We start from the raw sequence: 20,190 nt of genomic DNA, 5'->3' as shown, positions 1-20,190 counted from the left end.
AATGAGCGGACAAAACCCCGTGACCCCCGATGCCGAAGGCCTTGCCGCGGCGGCAAAAGCGGCCGGCAAGGGCAAGGGTTTGCCCCCAGTCCACCTGTGGAACCCGCCGTTTTGCGGCGACCTGGACATCCGCATCGCCCGCGACGGCAGCTGGCATTACCTCGGCACGCCCTTCAACCGGTTCGAACTGGTCAAGCTGTTCGCCTCGATCCTCAAGCTGGAGGACGGCAAGTATTACCTCGTGACGCCTGTCGAAAAGGTCGGCATCACGGTCGAGGACGCGCCCTTTGTGGCGGTGGATTTCGACGTGGCCGGGCAGGGCCGCGATCAGCAAATCACCTTCACCACCAATATCGGCGACACCGCCGCCGCGGGGCCGGATCACCCGGTCCGGGTGGAACGTGACAGCGCAAGCGGCGAACCCGCGCCCTATGTCATGATCCGTGCGGGCCTAGAGGCGCTGATCGACCGCAAAAGCTTCTACCGGCTGGTGGAACTGGGCGAGCATCACGACGGCTGGTTCGGCGTCTGGTCCGGCGGCGCGTTCTTCCCGCTGATCCCGTCCGCGGAGCTGGACGCCGGCTGACCTTCCGGACGTTCGGTACGGCAACCGCCCTGCCGGCAGCCCAGGCAGCGGCGGCAGCATACCGCCCCGCCTGCTATCCTTTGAATTTCCAGCGAAATCTTGCCGGTTTCGCCGCCGCGCAACCAAGGATTGCAACAGCTGCCTTGCGGGAAAGCGACAATGCGTCGTTTTCTGTGTCTTGGCCTCATGGATTCGCCCACGATAAACCACCGTGAAGCCAGGAGGACCCGCATGCCCAGATTCGCAGCCAACATCTCGATGCTGTTTGCCGAGCTGCCCTATCTCGACCGGTTCCAGGCCGCCGCCGCGGCCGGGTTCGAGGCGGTGGAAATCCTTTATCCTTATGAACTCGCCGCCAAGGAAACCCAGCGCGCCCTGCTGGCCAACGGTTTGGAGCTGCTGCTGATCAACGCGCCGCCGCCGAATTACACCGGCGGCATGCCCGGCTATGCGGCGGTGCCCGACGGGGTGGACCGCTTCCAGCGCGACATCCGCCGGGTGCTGCGCTACGCGGAGGCGCTGAAGGCGGGCAAGATTCACGTGATGGCAGGCTACGCCAAGGGTGAAGCGGCGCAGCGGACCTTTGTCGAAAACCTGCAATGGGCCGCCGACCGGGCGCCGGACCAGCAGTTCACCATCGAACCGCTGAACAGCGGCGACCAGCCCGGCTATTTCCTGGATGACTATACTCTGGCGATGGAGGTGCTGGAGGCGGTGGACCGGCCCAACGTGGGCCTGCAATATGACGCCTACCACGCCCAGCTGATCCACGGCGATGCGGCCAAAGTGTGGGAGACCTTCGGCAGCCGCGCCGTGCACGTGCAGATCGCCGCCGCGCCCGGGCGCTGCGAGCCGGGCACCGGGCCGGTGGACTTCCAAAGGCTGTTCGCCGCCATCGACGACAGCGGCTACGACGGCTGGGTCAGCGCCGAATACACCCCCTCGACCCGCAGGACCGAAGACAGCCTCACCTGGATGCGCTGAGCCGCCGCAGGGTGGAAACATATTCGTGAATTGAAATATGATGCGGCGCGCGTCATAAGGCGGGGGTGATCTGATCAAGGAACCTGCCCATGCTGCCCGCCCGCTTTGCGCCTGTACTGTTCAGCCTGATCCTGTCGGGCCTGATGTCCTTCATCGTGACCGGCGTCGCAACTTGGAAGGCGCTTGGCGTCGCAGCCGGGTTTACCGGGGCCTGGATGCAGGCCTGGTCTCTCAGCTGGCCGATTGCCTTCGCCGTCGCCTTTACCGCCGCGCCCATGGTGCGCGGGCTGGTGGCGAAACTGGTCAAACAGCCGCTGCAGGCCTGAGAGCCGCAGGGGCAGCTCCCGCCCGCCGCAAGCTGCATCAAAGATGCAGCAGCGCCAGTTGGGTGTGGCGCCGCTGCCGCGGCGCAAGGTTTTTGCTGAGAAGCCCCTAAGGGCAGGTTTGCCCTTTAGGGGCGTTTCCGATTGTTTTCAGGGCGGGCCGCGTCAAGGGCAAGCCGCGCGGAACGCGCGGAGGCTGGCGCCTCCCTTGACCCGGTGAGGAGAGGGCGGGGCAAGACCCGCGCCGCGTCAGCGGCGCCCGGCCCAACGGGAGGAGGCCGTCAGGCCGAAGCCGGCGGGAGAGCCCCGCCGCCCTTAAATAACCTGACTTAATGCGCCTCGGCCCAATTCTGGCCGCGGCCTGCGTCCACCACCAGTTTCACGTCCAGATGCACCGCCGGATCGGCGGCGTTTTCCATCACCTCGCGGGCGGCGGCGATGGTCTCTTCCACCGCAGCCTCCGGCACCTCGAACAGCAGTTCGTCGTGCACCTGCAGCAGCATCCGCGCGGGCAGATGCGCGATGGCGTCGGGCATCCGGATCATCGCGCGGCGGATCACGTCGGCGGCTGTCCCCTGGATCGGCGCGTTGATCGCAGCGCGTTTGGCAAAGCCCGCCTTCGGCCCCTTGGCGTTGATCTCCGCGGTGTGGATCTTGCGCCCGAACAGGGTCTGCACGTAGCCATGCTCCTTGGCGAACTCCACCGTACTGTCCATGTACTTGCGGATACCCGGGAAGCGCTCGAAATAGCGGTCGATGAAGCCCTGGGCATCCTTGCGCGGAATGCGCAGGTTGCGCGCCAGGCCAAAGCCCGAGATGCCATAGATCACACCAAAGTTGATTGCCTTGGCCTGGCGGCGGATTTCCGGCGTCATCTCCTCCAGCGGCACCTCGAACATCTCCGACGCGGTCAGCGCGTGGATGTCCTGGCCCTCGGCAAAGGCCTGTTTCAGCGTGTCGATCCCGGCCATATGCGCCAGAATGCGCAGTTCAATCTGGCTGTAGTCGAGCGACAAGAGCACGTTGCCCTCCTCCGCCACAAACGCCTCGCGGATGCGGCGGCCTTCCTCGGTGCGGACCGGGATGTTCTGCAGGTTCGGATCGGTGGAGGCCATACGGCCCGTGCTCGCCCCGGTCTGGGCATAGGATGTATGCACCCGGCCCGTGTCGGCATTGATATGGTCCTGCAGCGCATCGGTGTAGGTCGATTTCAGCTTGCTGAGCTGCCGCCAGTCCAGCACCCGCGCGGGCAGGTCATGCTCGGTCGCCAGATCCTCCAGGATATCGGCACCGGTGGCATAGGCGCCGGTCTTGCCCTTCTTGCCGCCCGGCAGGGCCATCTTGTCGAACAGGATCTCGCCCAGCTGCTTGGGGGAGCCGACGTTGAAACTCTCACCCGCCAGCTCATGGATCTCCGCTTCCAGCGCTGCCATCTTCTGGGCAAAGGCATTGGACATGCGGCTCAGCGTATCGCGGTCCACCTTGATGCCATTGCGCTCCATATCCGCCAGCACCGGCACCAGCGGCCGTTCCAGCGTTTCATAGACCGTGGTCACCCGCTCCTGATGCAGCTGCGGCTTGAACAGCTGCCACAGGCGCAACGTGATATCGGCGTCCTCGGCGGCATACGGCACCGCGTCGTCAATCGCCACCTTGTCAAAAGTGATCGCCGATTTGCCGGACCCCAGCAGCGGCTTGATCGGGATCGGCGTGTGGTCGAGGTAGCGTTCCGACAGCGTATCCATCCCGTGCCCGTGCAGGCCCGCGTGCAGCGCATAAGACATCAGCATGGTGTCGTCGATCGGCGCCACATCCACCCCGTAGCGGTGGAAGATCTTGGCGTCGTATTTCATGTTCTGGCCGATCTTCATGATCGCCGGATCTTCCAGAACCGGCTTCAGCATTGCCACCGCTTCCTCCAGCGGCATCTGCCCTTCGGACAGCCCTTCACCGCCGAACAGATCATCGCCTCCCGCCTTGTGCGCCAGCGGGATGTAACAGGCCTCGCCTGCCTCCACACACAGCGAGATGCCGACCAGATCCACCACCATTTCATCGAGGCCGGTGGTCTCGGTGTCCACCGCCACCCAGCCGCGCTCGCGGATGCGGTCGATCCAGACCTGCAACGCCGCCGCATCGCGGACGCATTCGTATTTTTCCTTGTCAAAAGGCACTGCTTCCGGCGCTTCTGCTGCCGCGGAAACCGGCGCCGCGGCGGGCGCGTCCGGGATTGCCGGCGCCTCAACCCCCAGCCGGTCGGCCATGCGCTTGGACAGGGTGCGGAACTCCATTTCGGTCAGGAAGCTCAGCAGGGTGTCCGCGTCCGGCTCCATCACCTCCAGATCATCCAGGGTGAAGTCCAGCTCCATGTTGCAGTCGAGCTGCACCAGCTTCTTCGAAAGCTCGATCTGATCGCGCTTTTCAATCAGCGTCTGACGGCGCTTGGGCTGCTTGATCTCTTCCGCCCGGTCCAGCAGCTCTTCCAAAGAGCCGAATTCGTTGATCAGCAGAGCGGCGGTCTTGATCCCGATCCCCGGCGCGCCCGGCACGTTGTCAACGCTATCGCCGGCCAGCGCCTGCACATCGACCACCCGGTCCGGGCCGACGCCGAATTTCTCCACCACGCCGTCGCTGTCGATGCGCTTGTTCTTCATCGCATCCAGCATCTCGACGCCACCGCCGACCAGCTGCATCAGGTCCTTGTCCGACGAGATGATGGTGACCCGCCCGCCCGCATCGCGCGCCTGATGCGCCAGCGTGGCGATGATGTCATCGGCCTCAAACCCTTCGACCTCCTTGCAGGCGATGTTGAAGGCCTTGGTCGCCTCGCGGGTCAGCGGGAACTGCGGCACCAGGTCCTCGGGCGCGGGCGGGCGGTTGGCCTTGTAGAGATCGTACATCTCATTGCGGAACGACGTGCCGGAATGGTCAAAGATCACCGCCACATGGGTCGGCGCATCCGGGCCCTTGTTGTCCTCCACCTGCTTGAACAGCATGTTGCAGAAACCGGCCACCGCACCGATCGGCAGCCCGTCGGATTTCCGCGTCAAGGGCGGCAGCGCGTGATAGGCGCGGAAGATGAAGGCCGAGCCGTCGATCAGATGCAGATGGCAGCCCTTGCCGAATGTTGTCCCGCTCATGGCCCGTCGCGCTCCTGTTGGAAATCCGTTCGTGTTCTGTTTCCCGGTTATCGGTGATCCGGCAGGGAAGGGCAATTGCCGTTTGCCGCCGGCGGCAGGAACCGGCAGCGGCGGTCCGTCGCCGCGTCAGAAGGGCGGCGGGTTCCGGCAGCCGCCCTGCTGTGATAGACCTCTGGCCTTCCTTCACCACACATCAGGACGGAACCCCATGCAGCTCAACGGAAAAACGGTCATTGTCACGGGCGGCAGCGATGGCATCGGCAAGCATATCTGCCTGAAACTGGCCGCCGAGGGCTGCAAGCTGGCAATTCTGGGCCGCAACCAGGACCGTCTGGCACAGGTGGCAGAGGAGGCCCGCAGCCTCGGCGCCCCCGAGGCGCGCAGCTATGGTGCGGACATGACCGATCCGGCGGCGATTTCGGGTGCGGCGGCGGCCATCCTCCAGGACTTCGGCAGCGTGGATATCCTGATCAACAATGCCGGTATCTGGCACAAGGCCGGCCCGCTGGACAGCATTTCGGAGGAGATGCTGATAGCTACGGTGCAGACCAACCTGACCGGCCTGATGCAGCTGACCCGCCGCCTGCTGCCCGCGCTGCGCGACCGCGGCGAGGCCGCGATTCTAAACGTCGCCTCCAAGTCCGGCGTCGTCGCCCAGGCGGGCCAGTCGGTCTATACCGCCACCAAATACGGCGTGCGCGGCTTTACCGATGTGCTGAAGGTCGACGAGGCAGAAACCGGCGTGCGCGTCGCGGGCCTTTATCAGAGCGGCACCAACACCGGCATGTTCGCCAAGGCGGGTGAAGACGTCCCCAACCACATCTTCACCGAGCCGGAGGACCTGGCCGATGTGGTGGTCTTCATGCTGTCGCGCCCGCCGAAACTGTGGATGCACGAGGTGCGGGTCGAGCTCTGATCCCGGCTCTGCCCGCCGCAGGGCAGGGGCCTAGAATACTCCCATGCTGAGGCCCGCGCCCATCGCCAGCCCCAGCTCGCGGCAGGTTTCCAGCTCGTCTTCGGGGATCACCTTCTCCGCCAGGATCGCCTCCGGCGTCTGCGCATGGGTGCAGAGGATCAGCGGCGGCTGAACTTCCTTCAGCCGCCAGCCGGTGGCAATCCGCGCGGTCTGGCGGGCGGCATTCTCGCCGTCCGATCCGGCACAGACCATCTGCGCATAAGGCCGGCCTTCGATCCGGCCCAATACCGGGTAATAGCAGCGGTCGAAAAACTCTTTCATCATTCCGGACAGCGCCGCCAGGTTCTCCGGCGCGCAGAAGATATAGCCGTCCGCCGCCAGCAGATCCTCCGGCCCGGCGTCTTCGGCTTGTTTCAGGACGGTCTCTATCTCGCCGCGCGCCGCCTCAAACGCGGCCTCCGCCATCCGGCGGCTGCCGCCGGTGCGTGAGTGGTACACGATCAAGAGCTGTGCCATCGCTGCCGCCCGCCTGTTTCATCCAGCGGCAGATTACCGGGCGCTGGCAAATTTCTTCAAAGAAATTTGGCCGGAAAATTCGAATTTTCCGGGACCGGGCCTCCACCCGATCGGCCTCACGCCGCCCGGATCACTCCGCCGCCTTGGCCGCGTCCCGGTAGACGTATTTGCAGTCGCAATACGGGCATTCCACAAAATTCTCGTCCTCGGGGATCAGCAGATAAACCCGCGGATGCCCCAACGCGCCCTCGCTGCCGTCACAGGCCACCTTGCGGCTGTCCACGATCTTGGTTTCCGGCGCTTCGATGCTCATGGCTGGCAGTCCTTTCGGTTTTCGGCTAGGCGCATTTATGAGCCAAGCAAAAACCGGGGGCAAGAGCGGCAATGACAAGCGATGCAATCCGTATCGAGGCTTTGCGCAAAATCTACGGCGGCTACAAGGGCCAGCCGGAGAAACACGCGCTGAAGGGCGTTGAACTGACGGTGCCGCGCGGGTCGGTGTTCGGCCTGCTTGGGCCTAACGGCGCGGGCAAGTCGACGATGATCAACATCCTGGCCGGGCTGGTGCGCAAGACTTCCGGCAAGGTGACGATCTGGGGCTTTGACCAGGACGAAAACCCGCGTCAGAGCCGCGCCGCCATCGGCGTCATGCCGCAGGAGCTGAACCTCGACCCCTTCTTCACGCCGCGCGGCGCGCTGGAGGTGCAGGCGGGGCTTTACGGCGTGCCCAAGCACGAGCGGCACAGCGACGAGATCCTGCGCATGGTGGGACTGGAGGACAAGGCAGAGGCCTATGCCCGCACGCTTAGCGGCGGTATGCGGCGGCGTCTGCTTCTGGGCAAGGCGCTGGTCCACCGCCCTTCGGTTCTGGTGCTGGACGAGCCGACGGCGGGCGTCGACATCGAGCTGCGCCAGATGCTGTGGGAGAACATCCGAAAGCTGAACGCGCAGGGCATGACCATCATCCTCACCACCCACTACCTGGAGGAGGCCGAGGAGATGTGCGACGAGATCGCCATCATCAACCAGGGCGAGGTGGTCGCACGCGACAGCAAGGCGAGCCTCTTGGGGCGGCTCGATGCCAAGGCGATGGTGGTGCAGCCGGCAGAGCCCGCCACGGCGCTGCCGCAGGGCGATGGCATCGAGGCCAGCTTGCGCGAAGACGGCGCCGTGGTGCTGCGCTACCGCAGCCGCACGACCAGTGCCGAAGAGGTTCTGGCCGCGGTCCGCGCCGCCGGGATCAGCATTCGCGATGTGAAGACGGAAGAGGCGGACCTGGAGGATGTCTTCCTGTCGCTGACGAAAACACAGGCATAATTAACGGCTGTTCCGCCCGGCCGGTAGGCCGGGCCGCGCCCGTCCCGCCCCCCGTCATGCCGGAGGCGCGCTTCCAGCACGATGCGGGCGCTTCGCTTCCACCCCGCCGGGACGGGCGCGGCCCTCAACTTTTTGAGGCCAGCATCACGTTTTCACCCCCGGTCAATCCGCGCCTGATAGCAATTATTGCGCGACGACCGGATGTGGATGTACTCCACCCGTTCATCCTCCAGGATCTTTCCGGCCCGTGCCATCATCTCCGCCTGCGGGATCACGATACCGGTGCCATAAACGATCCGGTGATCCGCGCTGTAGCCCTTGATCAGGTAATCAGGGGAGCCCTCCAGAACCTCCGGCACCTGCTCGCCCTCATGCCGCTTGCAGTGATCCGCACACAGAAAGACCGGCCCGGTCTCGGCATAGGGCTGCGCCTCAGGAAAGGGGCGATGGGCCAGGATCAGCATTTCCTTGCCCGCGGGAATGTATTGCAGGCAATGGCGGCAGGGGTTGGCGCCGCCGTCCGACACCGTACGCTCCGGCATCTGGCCATGGGCGTCCGGCCCGCCATCCTGCAGCGCGCGGACAATATCTGTGGGCAGGGCGGTGATTCTGGTCATGGGGTTTCTCCTTTGCTGACAACACCCTGCCTGAACCGCCCCGCCGAAATCGACCCGGATCCTGCGCATCCGGCAGACCGCCGGGGGCGCTCCCGCCCGCCGGGCGGGCATTGAAAATGCCCTGCGGCGGTTGGGCCGGGCGCCGCGCTGGCGCGCGGCGCGGGGGCGCGTCGCGGCAGGTCCGCCGGGTTCGACTCCACATGAGAACAAAACGGGAATATCATGCGACTCATGTTTGCCGAATTCGCCTGCCTCTCCAACTTCACCTTCCTCACCGGGGCCTCCCACCCGGAGGAGTACGCGGCCCGTGCGCTGGAGCTGGGGATCGCGGGGGTGGCCATTGCCGACGAAAACTCCGTGGCGGGCATCGTGCGTGCCCATGCGGAGTGCCGCGACATCGCCCGCCGGGTGCGCGAGCGGCAGGCCTGGGACCGCCGCAACACCCCCATCGGCCCGCCGCGCCCCGCAGAAATTCCGCAGCCCGCCTCTTTCCCGGTCTATGAAACCGTGCGGCTGATCCCGGCGGCGCGGCTGGTCTTCACCGACGCGCCGGAGGTGATCGCCCTGCCTGTGAACCGCACCGGCTGGGGCAGCCTGACGCGGCTGATCTCCACCGGCCGGCTGAGGGCAGAGAAAGGCAGCTGCACGCTCCAGCTCTCCGACCTTTTGGAGTTTGCAGACGGGCTCCACCTGCTCTTGCTGCCGCAGGCGGGACATTTGCCCTGCGGCGCGGGCGGATGGGGGCCGCATATGGGCGCGCTGACGCGCCGCTTTGGCCCCCGCATGCACCTGCTGATGGCGCCGGCCTATGACGGTGGCGACCGGGCGCGCTTTGCGCAGCTGGCGGAGCTGGCAAAACAGCTGAACCTGCCCCCCTTGGCCAGCGCCGCGCCGCGGATGCACCACGGCAGCCGCCGCCGCCTGGGCGACGTGCTGAGCGCCATCCGCCTGCGCTGCAAGGTCGAAGCCCTGGGCCGCGCCGCCATGGCCAACGGCGAGCAGCGCTTGCGGTCCGGGGCCGAGATGCGCCGCCTGTTCCGGGGCCACGAGGAAGCCGTCGACAATGCCGCCCGGCTGGCGGACCAGCTGACCTTCTCGCTGGATGAGCTGCGCTATGACTACCCGGATGAAGGCAGCGAACAGGAAACCCCGCCGCAAAGGCTCAGGCGGCTGGCCGAAGAGGGCCTGCGCTGGCGCTATCCCGGCGGCGCGCCGGACAAGGTCCGCCAACTGCTGGAGCATGAGCTCGCCCTGATCGCCAAGCTGAAATACGACCCCTATTTCCTGACCGTACGCGACATCGTCGCCTTTGCCCGCTCCCGCGGCATCCTGTGCCAGGGCCGCGGCTCGGCGGCGAACTCGGTGGTCTGCTACTGCCTGGGCGTCACCTCCGTCAGCCCGGAGCTCGGCACAATGGTGTTCGAGCGTTTCGTCAGTGAAGCCCGCGACGAGCCGCCCGACATCGACGTCGATTTCGAGCACGAGCGGCGCGAGGAGGTGATCCAGTGGATCTATGAGCGCTACGGCCGCCACCGCGCAGGGCTGTGCGCCACGGTGATCCACTACCGCGGCAAACGCGCCATCCGCGAGGTGGGCCGCGCCATGGGGCTGACGGAAGACACCATCTCGGCACTGTCCTCGCAGCTGTGGGGCTTCTTCAGCACCAAGGGGGTGGAGGCGGAACGGATGCGCGAGATTGGCCTCGACCCGAACAGCCGCCGCCTGCAGCTGACCATGCAGCTGGTGGAGCAGATCATCGGCTTCCCCCGGCATCTGAGCCAGCATGTGGGCGGCTTCATCATCACCCAAGGAAGGCTGGATGAGCTGGTCCCCATTGAGAACGCCACCATGGAGGGCCGCACGGTCATCTGCTGGGACAAGGATGACATCGACACGCTCGGCATCCTCAAGGTCGATGTGCTGTCGCTGGGCATGCTCACCTGCATCCGCAAGGCGTTCGACCTGATGCGCCAGCACCACCAGCTGGACTACAGCCTCGCCACCCTGCCGCCGGAGGACCCGGCGGTCTACAATATGCTGTGCCGCGCCGACAGTATCGGCGTCTTCCAGGTCGAAAGCCGGGCGCAGATGAACTTTTTGCCCCGGATGCGGCCGCGCTGTTTCTATGACCTGGTGATCGAGGTCGCCATCGTCCGCCCCGGCCCGATCCAGGGCGACATGGTGCACCCCTATATCCGCCGCAGGAACGGCGAGGAGCCGGTGCATTTCCCGTCGGATGCGCTGGGCGAAGTACTGGGCAAGACGCTGGGCGTGCCGCTGTTCCAGGAGCAGGCGATGCAGATCGCCATCGTCGGGGCGGGCTTCACGCCGGAACAGGCCGACCGCTTGCGGCGATCCCTGGCGACCTTCAAGAAACACGGCAACGTCAGCGAATTCCGCAGCCTGTTCCTGCGCGGCATGGCGAAGAACGGCTATGACGCCGAGTTCTCCGAACGCTGTTTCTCCCAGATCGAGGGCTTCGGCTCCTACGGGTTTCCGGAAAGCCATGCGGCGAGTTTCGCGCTGCTGGTCTATGCCTCGGCCTGGATCAAGTGCCACCATCCGGGGATCTTTGCCTGCGCGCTCCTGAACGCCCAGCCGATGGGGTTCTACGCGCCCGCCCAGATCGTGCGCGACGCCCGCGCGCATGGGGTGGAGGTGCGCCCGGTCTGCATCAACAATTCCTATTGGGACAACGTGATGGAGCCCGACGGCCACGGCGGGCTGGCGCTGCGGCTGGGGTTCCGGCAGGTGAAAGGCCTGCGCGACGAGGATGCCGCCTGGCTGACCGCGGCGCGCGGCAACGGTTATCACGAGGTCGAGGACGTCTGGCGCAAGGCAGGCATCGCCCCGCCGGTGATCGAGCGGCTGGCGGAGGCGGACGCTTTTGCCTCCCTGGGGCTGAACCGGCGGGAAGCCTTATGGGCGGCCAAGGCGATCTCCGCCCGCAAGCCGCTGCCGCTGTTTGCCCGCGAGCTGGACGGCGAGGCGATTTATGAGCCGGAGGCCAGCCTGCCGCAGATGGGGCTGGGCGAGGAGGTGGTGGAGGATTACGTCGCCATGCGGCTGAGCTTGCGGGCGCATCCGGTGGCGCTGATCCGGCATCTGCTGACGCCGCAGGACAGAGACGGCAGCGCGCAGGGCGGGCCGGGGATTTGAGTATTTGGGGAAAGATGAAAGGCGCAGGGCGGGTCTGCGCCTGATCTTGCGCCTGATAACGCCAACTGCGGCAGGAATGGCGGTTCACCCCGGGGCGGCGAGGCGTTAGAAGGCTTGCGAACCTTTCCTTGCCCCGGAGCCTGACCCATGACCGCACCCAAACCCGTTGTCCTGTGCATTCTCGATGGCTGGGGCAGCGGCGAGCCGGGCAAGGCCAACGCGCCCTATCTCGCGGATACCCCCACGTTTGATGCGATCATGGCCAAGGGGCCGAGCGCGAAGCTGATCACCCACGGGCCGGATGTGGGGCTGCCGACCGGGCAGATGGGCAATTCTGAGGTCGGGCACACCAATATCGGCGCGGGACGGGTGGTGGCGATGGACCTGGGCCAGATCGATCTGGCGATCGAGGACGGGTCGTTCTTTGAAAACGAGGCGCTTCAGGCGTTTATCTCCAAGCTGAAGGACACTGGGGGCGCCGCGCATCTGATGGGGCTGGTCTCGGACGGCGGGGTGCACGGGCATATCAGCCACATCCTGGCGGCGGTGAAAGCGATCACGGACGCCGGGGTGCCGGTCTGGCTGCATGCGATCACCGACGGGCGCGACGTGGCGCCGAAATCGGCGTTTGGCTATTTCCGCGAACTGGAAGAAAAACTGCCCGAAGGCGCGCGGATTGCCACCGTGACCGGGCGCTATTTCGCGATGGACCGCGACAACCGCTGGGGCCGCGTCAGCGAAGCCTATGATGCGATGATCCACGCCAAGGGGCGCCCCGGCCAGACAGCCCATGGCGCGGTGGACCATGCCTATAACCAGTCGGAAACCGATGAGTTCATCGGCGCCACCGTGCTGGAAGGCTATGAAGGCGTGAAGGACGGCGACGGGTTCTTCTGCCTGAACTTCCGGGCCGACCGGGCGCGGGAAATCCTGCGCGCCATCGGCGAGCCGGGCTTTGCCGAGTTCGACACCGGCGACCGCCCCCAGCTGGCGGGCCTCTTGGGCATGGTTGAATATTCCGACGGCCACAATGATTACATGACCACCTGCTATCCCAAGGCGGCCATCGTCAACACGCTGGGCGAATGGGTGGCCAAGCAGGGCAAGCGCCAGTTCCGCCTGGCGGAGACCGAGAAATACCCGCATGTGACCTTCTTCCTGAACGGCGGCAAGGAAGAGCCGGAAGAGGGCGAGGACCGCTATATGCCGAAGTCGCCGAATGTGGCGACCTATGACCTGCAGCCGGAGATGAGCGCACCGGAGGTGACGGAGAAATTCGTCGAGGCGATCGAGGCGGGCTATGACCTCATTGTCACCAACTATGCCAACCCCGACATGGTCGGCCACACCGGTGACATCAAGGCGGCGATGCTGGCCTGCGAGGCGGTGGACCGCGGCCTGGCGCAGGTGGTGGAAGCGCTGGAGAAGGCGGGCGGCGCGATGATCGTCACCGCCGACCACGGCAACTGCGAGGTGATGATCGACCCCGAGACCGGCGGCGCCCACACCGCCCATACGCTGAACCTGGTGCCGGTGGCGCTGGTGGGCGGGCCGGAAGGCGCTCAGCTGCGGGATGGACGGCTGGCCGATCTGGCGCCGACGATCCTGGAGCTGATGGGGCTGGAGAAGCCTGCGGAAATGACCGGGGAGAGCCTGCTGTCATGATCCGGCGCGCGGGCCTGATGCTGCTGGCGCTGCTGGCCGCACCGCTGCCGGCGGCGGCGGATCCGGCAGCCGCCGCGCGCGAGGCCGCGGCGCAGCTGGAGGCCGCTTCGGTCCAGTTGCAGGAGGCCGACAGTTCCCGCGACCGGGTGAAGGCGCTGACCGGCACCGTGCAGGCGTTTGAAGCCGGGCTGGCCGCGATGCGCGACGGCTTGCGCCGGGTGGCGCGGCGCGAGGCGCAGCTGAGCGCCCAGCTGGCGGCGCGGCAGGAAGAGGTCTCGGGCCTTTTGGGCATCATCCAGACGATTGAGACATCGCCGCCGCCGGTGCTGATGGTTCACCCCTCGGGTCCGTTGGGCGCTGCGCGCTCGGCGATGATGCTGGCCGAGGTGACCCCGGCGCTGCATGCCAAGGCGCAGTCATTGAAGACGGATCTGGACGAGGTGCAGTCGCTGCGGCTGTTGCAGCAGAACGCGGCCAGGACGCTGGAGGAGGGGCTGGCGGGCGTGCAGTCCGCGCGGGTGCAGCTGTCGACCGCGATTGCCGACCGCACCACGCTGCCCAAGCGGTTCACCGCCGATCCGGTGCGCACCGCGATCCTGATCTCCTCGACTGAGACGCTGTCGGGCTTTGCCGACGGGCTGGCCGAGATCGCCGGCGGTGAGATTGCCGAGTCCAGCGCTGACATCAGCGATCTGCGCGGCACCCTGGCGCTGCCGGTCGAAGGGCTGGTGCTGCGCGGCTATGGCGAGCGCGATGCGGCGGGCATTGCCCGCCCGGGCCTGCTGGTCGCCACCCGCCCGCGGGCGCTGGTCACCGCGCCCACAGCCGCCACCATCCGCTACCGCGGGCCGCTCTTGGATCTGGGCAACGTGGTGATTCTGGAGCCGCAGCCGGAAACCCTGTTTGTGCTCTCCGGCCTGGCCGAAGTCTATGGCGAGGCGGGGCAGGTGATCCCGGAAGGCACCCCTGTCGGCCTGATGAGCGGTGAAGCCCCTGGGCCGGACGCAATTCTGTCAACAAGCGGTGAAGGGGGTGGAACTGACCGGACAGAAACGCTCTATATAGAAGTGAGAATGGACAACAGCCCAGTGGACCCGGAAACATGGTTCCGCACTGGAAAAGGTGGATGAAGGCTTGATGAAAAAATTTGCGATGGCCGCCGTTGGCGGCACGCTGGCAGGGATTGTCGCCACGACCTATGTTGCAGGCCCCTTGCTGGCGCAGGAAGGCACGCGCGAGGCCAATGTCTATGAGCAGCTGGACCTGTTCGGCGACATCTTCGAGCGCATCCGCGCGCAATATGTCGAGGAGGTCGACGAGAAGGAGCTGATCGAAGCGGCCATCGGCGGAATGCTGACCTCGCTGGATCCGCATTCCAGCTATTTGTCGCCCGATGATGCCAGCCGGATGCGGGTGCAGACGCGCGGCGAGTTCGGCGGCCTGGGCATCGAAGTCACCCAGGAAGAGGGCTTTGTAAAAGTCGTGTCGCCCATCGACGGCACCCCGGCGGATGAGGCCGGCATGGAAGCCGGCGATTTCATCACCCATGTGGACGGCGAAAGCGTGCTGGGCCTGTCGCTGGATGAGGCGGTCAACCTGATGCGCGGGCCGGTCGGATCGGAGATCGTGATCACCGTGGTGCGCGAGGGCGAGGCGGAACCGTTCGATGTGTCGATCATCCGCGACACCATCAAGCTGACCGCGGTGCGGGCCCGCACCGAGGGCGACACCGTGGTGATGCGGATCACCACCTTTAACGACCAGACCACGCCGAACCTCGAGGAAAACCTCAAGAAACAGATCGAGGAAGCCGGCGGCATGGAGAGCGTCAACGGCATCGTGCTGGACCTGCGCAACAACCCGGGGGGCCTCTTGACCCAGGCGATCAAGGTGGCCGACAGCTTCCTGGAGTCCGGTGAGATCGTCTCTACCCGCGGCCGCAACCCGGAAGACGGCGAACGCTTTAACGCCACCCCGGGCGATCTGGCCGACGGCAAGCCGATTGTGGTGCTGATCAACGGCGGCTCCGCCTCGGCCTCGGAAATCGTGGCCGGCGCGCTGCAGGATCACCGCCGGGCGATTGTCGTGGGCACCAAGTCCTTTGGCAAGGGGTCGGTCCAGACGGTGATGCCGCTCAAGGGCGATGGCGCCATGCGCCTGACCACCGCGCGCTATTACACGCCGTCGGGCCGCTCAATCCAGGCGCTGGGCGTGTCGCCTGATATCGTGGTGGAACAGCCCCGCCGCACCGCCGCGGCCGAGGAGGAGGACAGCCCCGCCCGCCGCTCCCGTTCGGAAGCCGACCTGCGCGGCAGCCTGAACAACGACTCCTTGAGCGAGGATGAAATCCGCCAGATCGAGGAAGAGCGCGAGAAGGCCGAGAAAGCCGCTGAACTGCGCGAGGAGGATTACCAGCTGGCCTATGCCATCGACATCCTGAAGGGGCTGGTGGCGCTGGGCCCGAACTGAGCCCGCCGCAAACACGCAGCACAAAGGGGCCGTCCGGTTGGGCGGCCTTTTTTCATATCTGCTGTTGCCGCCTTGGCGGGCGGGGTCTGTTGTTTCGTGCCGTTTCGCGCTGTGTCCCGATTAAGGGGGCGGCGCCGCCGGGTGGAGTTGGACAGACCCCGCGGGGCCTGCTCGGACAGGATTTCCTGAGCGACCCCCTTTTTATCAGGGCCGGTCTCCGGGTGTTGCGCAGGCAGCCGCACAGATGCCTGCGCCTCGTATCATGGCCCTTGCGCGGGGCCATGGCGGGTGATCTCGATCTGCTGGGAGTGTGGCATGGCAGCGTGAGGATCGGGTGAAGCAGGCGTGCGCCGGGGGCGCAACGCCTTGCCCGGATGAAGGTGCGCAGCACCGCCGGGCTGCGCCCGCCCAGGCAGGCGCAGCCCTCTGTGGAAAACGGGAAACCGAAAACAAGAAGTCTGCGTTTTCTTTTGAGGCTGCTTCGCCCACGCCCTTGCGTCATCGCGAAAATAAACGCCCGATATCCGGCGTACTGAGCGGGCGGGCTGGTCTATGCTCCGCTCATGTTGTTCGACCTGCCTGATTCCCGCACGCTTTACCAAGCGCTGCTAGACCGTGATGCCGCATACGAGGGGCGCGCCTATGTTGGCGTCACCTCCACCGGCATCTTCTGCCGGCTGACCTGCCCGGCGCGTAAGCCCAAGTTCGAGAACTGCCGGTTCCATGCCACCCCCGGCGACTGCATCGAGGCGGGGTTCCGCGCCTGCAAGCGCTGCAAGCCGCTGGCGGCGGCGGCCGGCGATGACCCGGTGGTGCAGGACCTGCTGGCGCGGCTGGAGGCGCGGCCCGCCTACCGCTGGGGCGAGGGCGATCTGGTGCGGCTGGGGCTGGATCCCTCGACCGTGCGGCGCGCGTTCAAGCGGCATTTCGGCATGACATTCCTGGAGATGGCGCGGCAGCGGCGGCTGCGCGAGGGGTTCACCGCGCTGAAGGCGGGGGAGCCGGTGATCGCGGCGCAGATTGATGCGGGGTTTGAAAGCGCCAGCGCCTTTCGCGCGGCATTCGCGAAACTGGTGGGGATCGCGCCGGGGGCTTTCCGCAAGGATGCGCTGCTGCTGGCCGACTGGATCGACACGCCGCTGGGGGCGATGATTGCGATCAGCTGCCGGCATCATCTGCACCTGCTGGAATTTGCCGACCGCAAGGCGCTGCCGCGCGAGGTGGCCAAGCTGCAGAAGGCGCAGCCCGGCGGCCTGGGCTTTGGCCGTCCGGCACCGACGGAACAGATCGCAGAGGAGCTGCGCCGGTTCTTTGCGGGCGAAGGCGCGGATTTCCGGACCCCGCTGTCGCTGCATGGCACCGGTTTCGAGCGCGAGGTCTGGCGCTATCTGCTGACCATCCCGGCGGGCGAGACCCGCAGCTATTCGCAGATCGCGCGGGAGCTGGGGCGGGCCTCGGCCACGCGGGCGGTGGCGCGCGCCAATGGCGCCAACCAATTGGCGCTGGTGGTGCCCTGCCACCGGGTGCTGTCGGCGGATGGATCGCTGACGGGGTACGGCGGCGGCTTGTGGCGCAAGCAGCGGCTGATCGAGATTGAAACAGGCTATAAACAGAGGATTTCAGCATGACATATTCAGAGCGGGCCGCGGCTTTTGCGGCGCTGCACCAGCCGGGCAACCCGGTGGTGCTTTACAACATCTGGGACGCGGGCAGCGCCAAGGCGGTTGCCGGGGCAGGGGCGAAAGCGCTGGCGACCGGCAGTTACCCGGTGGCGGCGGCGCAGGGGTTCCCGGACGGGGAACAGATCCCGCTGGAGTTTGTGCTGGGCAACGCGGAGCGCATCATCGCGGCCACGGACCTGCCGGTGACGATTGATTTCGAGGGCGGCTATGCCAGCGAGCCGGAGCAGCTGACCGCCAATGTGGCGCGGCTGGCTGAGACCGGTGCGGTGGGCCTCAACTTCGAGGATCAGGTTGTCGGCACGGCGGATCTGTACGGGATCATTGAGCAGGCCCGCCGGGTGACCGCGGTGCGGGCGGCCCATGCGGATATCTTCGTCAATGCGCGCACCGATCTGTTCCTGAAGGAAAAGGATGCCTCCAAGCACGGCGCGCTGCTGTCGGAGGCGCTGGAGCGCGGCGAGGCCTATGCCGAAGCGGGCGCCAACGGGTTCTTTGTCCCGGGGCTGAGCGATCCCGATCTGGTTGCCCGGGTCTGCGAGGCGAGCCCGCTGCCGGTCAATACGATGATGCGCGGCATCACGCTGGAAACCGCGCGGCAGGCAGGAGTGGCGCGGGCCAGCTACGGGCCGATCCCGCACGCTAGGCTGATGCAGGTGCTGGCCGAGCATTTCCAGTCGCTGGATTAAGCGGCCTTACATCGTCTCCAGGCAGTGGCGGCGGAACGCGCGCTTGAGCATGTCCAGCTCGGCGCGCAGCAGTTCGACTTCGGCACGCAGGTCGTCAGAGACGGCTTCGCCCGCAATCAGGGTGAAATCGCCCAGGCGGGTGCTGCCGGCAGCGTCGAAGATCACAAAGGTCTGCACCCCGTCAGCCACGGCCTCTGCCGGGATGGGCACCGAGATGGTCCATTCACCGCCCCTTTGGCCCTCGGTCAGCTGGACGTCCTGAACCGGCTGATCCTGGAACATCACGGTGATGTCCGGCTTGGCGCCGCTGGCGGGGGCGTTGCCGATCTGGCCCTCCCAGATGCCATTGCGGAAGCGGATTTTGGTCAGTGTCAGGGTGCTCATGTCCGGGTGCTCATGGGGCAGGGTTCCTCAGATCGCCGCGCGGCGGTGGCGCGAGAAGGTCAGGTCGCGCAGGACAACCTGGTTCATGTCGGGCGCTTCGAAAATCAGGTCGAGCCAGATCTTCTCGATCCGCTTCTCGTTCAGCCGGGAATAGGCCAGGTCGAATTCCACCACGATGTTCTTCTCCTCCATCGGGAGCTCGCGCACGATCTGCTCGGTGTTGGGTCCGTGCTGGATGTTGAGCCGGGCGAAGATCTCGATCGGCTTTTCCGATTCGATGATGCTGTCCACCCGCAACAGATGCTGGCGGGTCATCCCCTCTGCGGCGGCGGGCGGCAGGTCGACCACCAGCGACAGGAAGGAGCCGTCGAATTTGAAGACATCCATGCGCAGGCCGAAGGGGGCGAGATCCTCCTCGCGGGTATTGCGCAGCTGGCGCAGGGTGAGTTCCGAGAAGGCGCAGTCGTGAAACAGCTGCACCTCATCCCCCAGCCGGGCCTTGGCCGGGACTGAGGACAACCCGCGCTCCGGCAAGGGGCCGCGCCACATCTCCGGGCGCCAGGACCAGTCGGTGCCGTGCGGGCGGGGAAAGAAGGAAGAGCCGATCTGCGGCAGCGCCAGGCGGCCGTCGGCGGTGTGGATCAGCCGGTCCAGATGGGTGCGCAGCTGGCGGGCGTGGTTGCGCTGGCGGCGCAGTTCGGACAAGGGCGCGCGGGAGGATTCCTCTGCCGCGGCGCGCCAGCGGCGCAGGCTGCGCAGGTGCATCAGCCGGTCCATGATCCTGCCCATCGTGCTCTCTCTTGCCTAGTTGAGGTCTTGCTGGCCTGTCCGGCCCCGGCGCGGCTGGCCGCGGGGGCTGGCGGCAGTGTAACCGAGCGCGGCTAATGAAATAAACCGGCAATCCGCTGGCGCAGCCCGCGTTTTTTGCGGGCTTCGGGGGCACCGCCGCCTGCCGCCGGGCCCGCAGGCCGCGGCCGGGGCCGCAGCGCTGCGGCGGCTGCCGGGGGGTGTGCGGCCTGCGCCTCCTCCAGCTCCGGCAGGGTGGAGGCCTCCAGCGTGCGGTGAGTCACCTCGTTCAGCAGGGCCGCACCGTGGCTGCCCAGGGCGCGGCTGCCGTCGGGCGCATAAAGCGCCAGCGCGACCAGGTGGCGGTCGAGCACAAAGGCGCCGCGCCAGTGCACCGGGCTGGCGCCCTTGGCCACGGCTTCGGGAAACTCCAGCCGCACCAGCGGCAGCAGCTGATCCTCGCGGCTTTCCAGCAGCCGGGCGCCGGGGAACATGGCGGCGATGTCGGTGGCCTGCGGTGCCAGCGCGTCCTGTTTGGCCGGTCCGATAGAGGCGGTCAGCACCGCCGCCTTGCGGGCGCCGAACCAGCCGCGCCCCTCCAGGCGGCTGCAATGGGCGATCAGGGCAAAGCCGCCGCTGCCGTCCGCGGCGCTGCTGCGCTGGTCGAAACAATAGCTTTCCGGCGCGGCCAGCAGCACCTCGCCGTTGGCAAAGGACATTATCTGGCCCCCTTGCAGGGGGGACGGGCCGGCGTCACGGGCCGCAAAGGAGAGGCTTTGAGGGGCAGAGGAGCAAGCGGTCAGAAACGCGCCGGTCAGCACCGCCGCAGCCGCCTTGGCCAATGGCGCAAGGGTGGGCGCCTTTCCGCCGGCGGGCGGAAAAGACGCGGGTTTTCCGCTGGTTATTTTGGTCACTGCTGCCCCTGCCGGTGTTGTTTTTTGCCAATTTCATAACGGTCAG

The 20,190-nt window shown here is 66.5% G+C and carries 18 protein-coding genes; 11 read left to right on the top strand and 7 right to left on the bottom strand.

The genetic code is table 11. The features are described from left to right. Window position 1 precedes the first annotated feature (1 nt). From AC4HIX_RS02160 to AC4HIX_RS02150, 3 genes are all read left to right on the top strand, one after another. Window positions 2-586 carry a DUF1285 domain-containing protein gene (locus AC4HIX_RS02160; protein WP_475048074.1) on the top strand — a complete coding sequence of 195 codons (585 nt, stop codon included), beginning with the start codon at window positions 2-4 and terminating at the stop codon, window positions 584-586. Between the two features lie 231 nt (window positions 587-817). Continuing rightward, window positions 818-1,570 (top strand): hydroxypyruvate isomerase family protein, encoded by a 753-nt coding sequence (locus AC4HIX_RS02155; protein ID WP_490397708.1) that lies wholly within the window; start codon window positions 818-820, stop codon window positions 1,568-1,570. Window positions 1,571-1,659: 89 nt separating this feature from the next. Continuing rightward, complete coding sequence (locus AC4HIX_RS02150; RefSeq protein ID WP_490397707.1) at window positions 1,660-1,896, top strand: DUF2798 domain-containing protein; 237 nt, start codon at window positions 1,660-1,662, stop codon at window positions 1,894-1,896. A gap of 326 nt (window positions 1,897-2,222) precedes the next feature. On the opposite strand, the gene polA is transcribed toward AC4HIX_RS02150, so the two are convergent. After that, on the bottom strand, window positions 2,223-5,033 hold the full coding sequence (gene polA / locus AC4HIX_RS02145) for a DNA polymerase I (protein WP_490397706.1): 2,811 nt from the start codon (window positions 5,031-5,033) through the stop codon (window positions 2,223-2,225). Window positions 5,034-5,241: 208 nt separating this feature from the next. On the opposite strand from polA, the gene AC4HIX_RS02140 reads away from it, so the two are divergent. Next, a complete protein-coding gene (locus AC4HIX_RS02140) occupies window positions 5,242-5,949 on the top strand; it encodes an SDR family NAD(P)-dependent oxidoreductase (protein WP_490397705.1) in 708 nt (235 codons plus the stop codon). Window positions 5,950-5,979: 30 nt separating this feature from the next. On the opposite strand, the gene AC4HIX_RS02135 is transcribed toward AC4HIX_RS02140, so the two are convergent. Together AC4HIX_RS02135 and AC4HIX_RS02130 are read right to left on the bottom strand one after the other, a co-directional pair. Continuing rightward, window positions 5,980-6,465, bottom strand: a complete 486-nt coding sequence (locus tag AC4HIX_RS02135) for a flavodoxin family protein (protein ID WP_490397704.1) — start codon at window positions 6,463-6,465, stop codon at window positions 5,980-5,982. A gap of 130 nt (window positions 6,466-6,595) precedes the next feature. Further along, on the bottom strand, window positions 6,596-6,778 hold the full coding sequence (locus AC4HIX_RS02130; RefSeq protein ID WP_027245389.1) for a zinc-finger domain-containing protein: 183 nt from the start codon (window positions 6,776-6,778) through the stop codon (window positions 6,596-6,598). A 71-nt stretch (window positions 6,779-6,849) separates the two neighbouring features. Between AC4HIX_RS02130 and AC4HIX_RS02125 the strand changes: the two genes are divergently transcribed. Beyond that, complete coding sequence (locus tag AC4HIX_RS02125; RefSeq protein WP_490397703.1) at window positions 6,850-7,782, top strand: ABC transporter ATP-binding protein; 933 nt, start codon at window positions 6,850-6,852, stop codon at window positions 7,780-7,782. A gap of 152 nt (window positions 7,783-7,934) precedes the next feature. Here the strand turns inward: AC4HIX_RS02125 and AC4HIX_RS02120 are convergent, their stop codons facing one another. Further along, window positions 7,935-8,399 (bottom strand): DUF1203 domain-containing protein, encoded by a 465-nt coding sequence (locus tag AC4HIX_RS02120; protein WP_490397702.1) that lies wholly within the window; start codon window positions 8,397-8,399, stop codon window positions 7,935-7,937. A gap of 231 nt (window positions 8,400-8,630) precedes the next feature. Here AC4HIX_RS02120 and AC4HIX_RS02115 point away from each other — a divergent pair, with 231 nt between their 5' ends. From AC4HIX_RS02115 to AC4HIX_RS02090, 6 genes are all read left to right on the top strand, one after another. Continuing rightward, window positions 8,631-11,558 carry an error-prone DNA polymerase gene (locus tag AC4HIX_RS02115; protein WP_490397874.1) on the top strand — a complete coding sequence of 976 codons (2,928 nt, stop codon included), beginning with the start codon at window positions 8,631-8,633 and terminating at the stop codon, window positions 11,556-11,558. Window positions 11,559-11,705: 147 nt separating this feature from the next. Then, window positions 11,706-13,223 (top strand): 2,3-bisphosphoglycerate-independent phosphoglycerate mutase, encoded by a 1,518-nt coding sequence (gpmI, locus tag AC4HIX_RS02110; RefSeq protein ID WP_490397701.1) that lies wholly within the window; start codon window positions 11,706-11,708, stop codon window positions 13,221-13,223. Further along, window positions 13,220-14,353, top strand: coding sequence for a murein hydrolase activator EnvC family protein (locus tag AC4HIX_RS02105; RefSeq protein WP_490397700.1), 1,134 nt, complete (start codon window positions 13,220-13,222; stop codon window positions 14,351-14,353). Before gpmI ends, AC4HIX_RS02105 begins: the two co-directional genes overlap by 4 nt. Before the next feature lie 7 nt (window positions 14,354-14,360). Then, window positions 14,361-15,692, top strand: a complete 1,332-nt coding sequence (locus AC4HIX_RS02100) for a S41 family peptidase (protein ID WP_490397699.1) — start codon at window positions 14,361-14,363, stop codon at window positions 15,690-15,692. 563 nt (window positions 15,693-16,255) lie between these two features. Continuing rightward, entirely contained in the window at window positions 16,256-17,320 is a 1,065-nt protein-coding gene (locus AC4HIX_RS02095; protein WP_490397698.1) for a bifunctional transcriptional activator/DNA repair enzyme AdaA, read from the top strand. Beyond that, complete coding sequence (locus AC4HIX_RS02090) at window positions 17,317-18,060, top strand: isocitrate lyase/PEP mutase family protein (protein WP_490397697.1); 744 nt, start codon at window positions 17,317-17,319, stop codon at window positions 18,058-18,060. The genes AC4HIX_RS02095 and AC4HIX_RS02090 overlap by 4 nt, the downstream gene beginning before the upstream one ends. A gap of 6 nt (window positions 18,061-18,066) precedes the next feature. On the opposite strand, the gene AC4HIX_RS02085 is transcribed toward AC4HIX_RS02090, so the two are convergent. The 3 genes from AC4HIX_RS02085 to AC4HIX_RS02075 form a co-directional block, all read right to left on the bottom strand. Next, window positions 18,067-18,444, bottom strand: coding sequence for a hypothetical protein (locus tag AC4HIX_RS02085; RefSeq protein WP_490397696.1), 378 nt, complete (start codon window positions 18,442-18,444; stop codon window positions 18,067-18,069). A 27-nt stretch (window positions 18,445-18,471) separates the two neighbouring features. Continuing rightward, window positions 18,472-19,233 carry a DUF6478 family protein gene (locus AC4HIX_RS02080; protein ID WP_475048033.1) on the bottom strand — a complete coding sequence of 254 codons (762 nt, stop codon included), beginning with the start codon at window positions 19,231-19,233 and terminating at the stop codon, window positions 18,472-18,474. Window positions 19,234-19,325: 92 nt separating this feature from the next. After that, window positions 19,326-19,949, bottom strand: coding sequence for a hypothetical protein (locus AC4HIX_RS02075; protein ID WP_490397695.1), 624 nt, complete (start codon window positions 19,947-19,949; stop codon window positions 19,326-19,328). Window positions 19,950-20,190 lie beyond the last annotated feature (241 nt).

The sequence above is a fragment of the Leisingera sp. genome (genome assembly GCF_982940295.1).
Note: the sequence above shows the minus strand (reverse complement) of the source record. Positions and strands in the feature narration are given on the sequence as shown.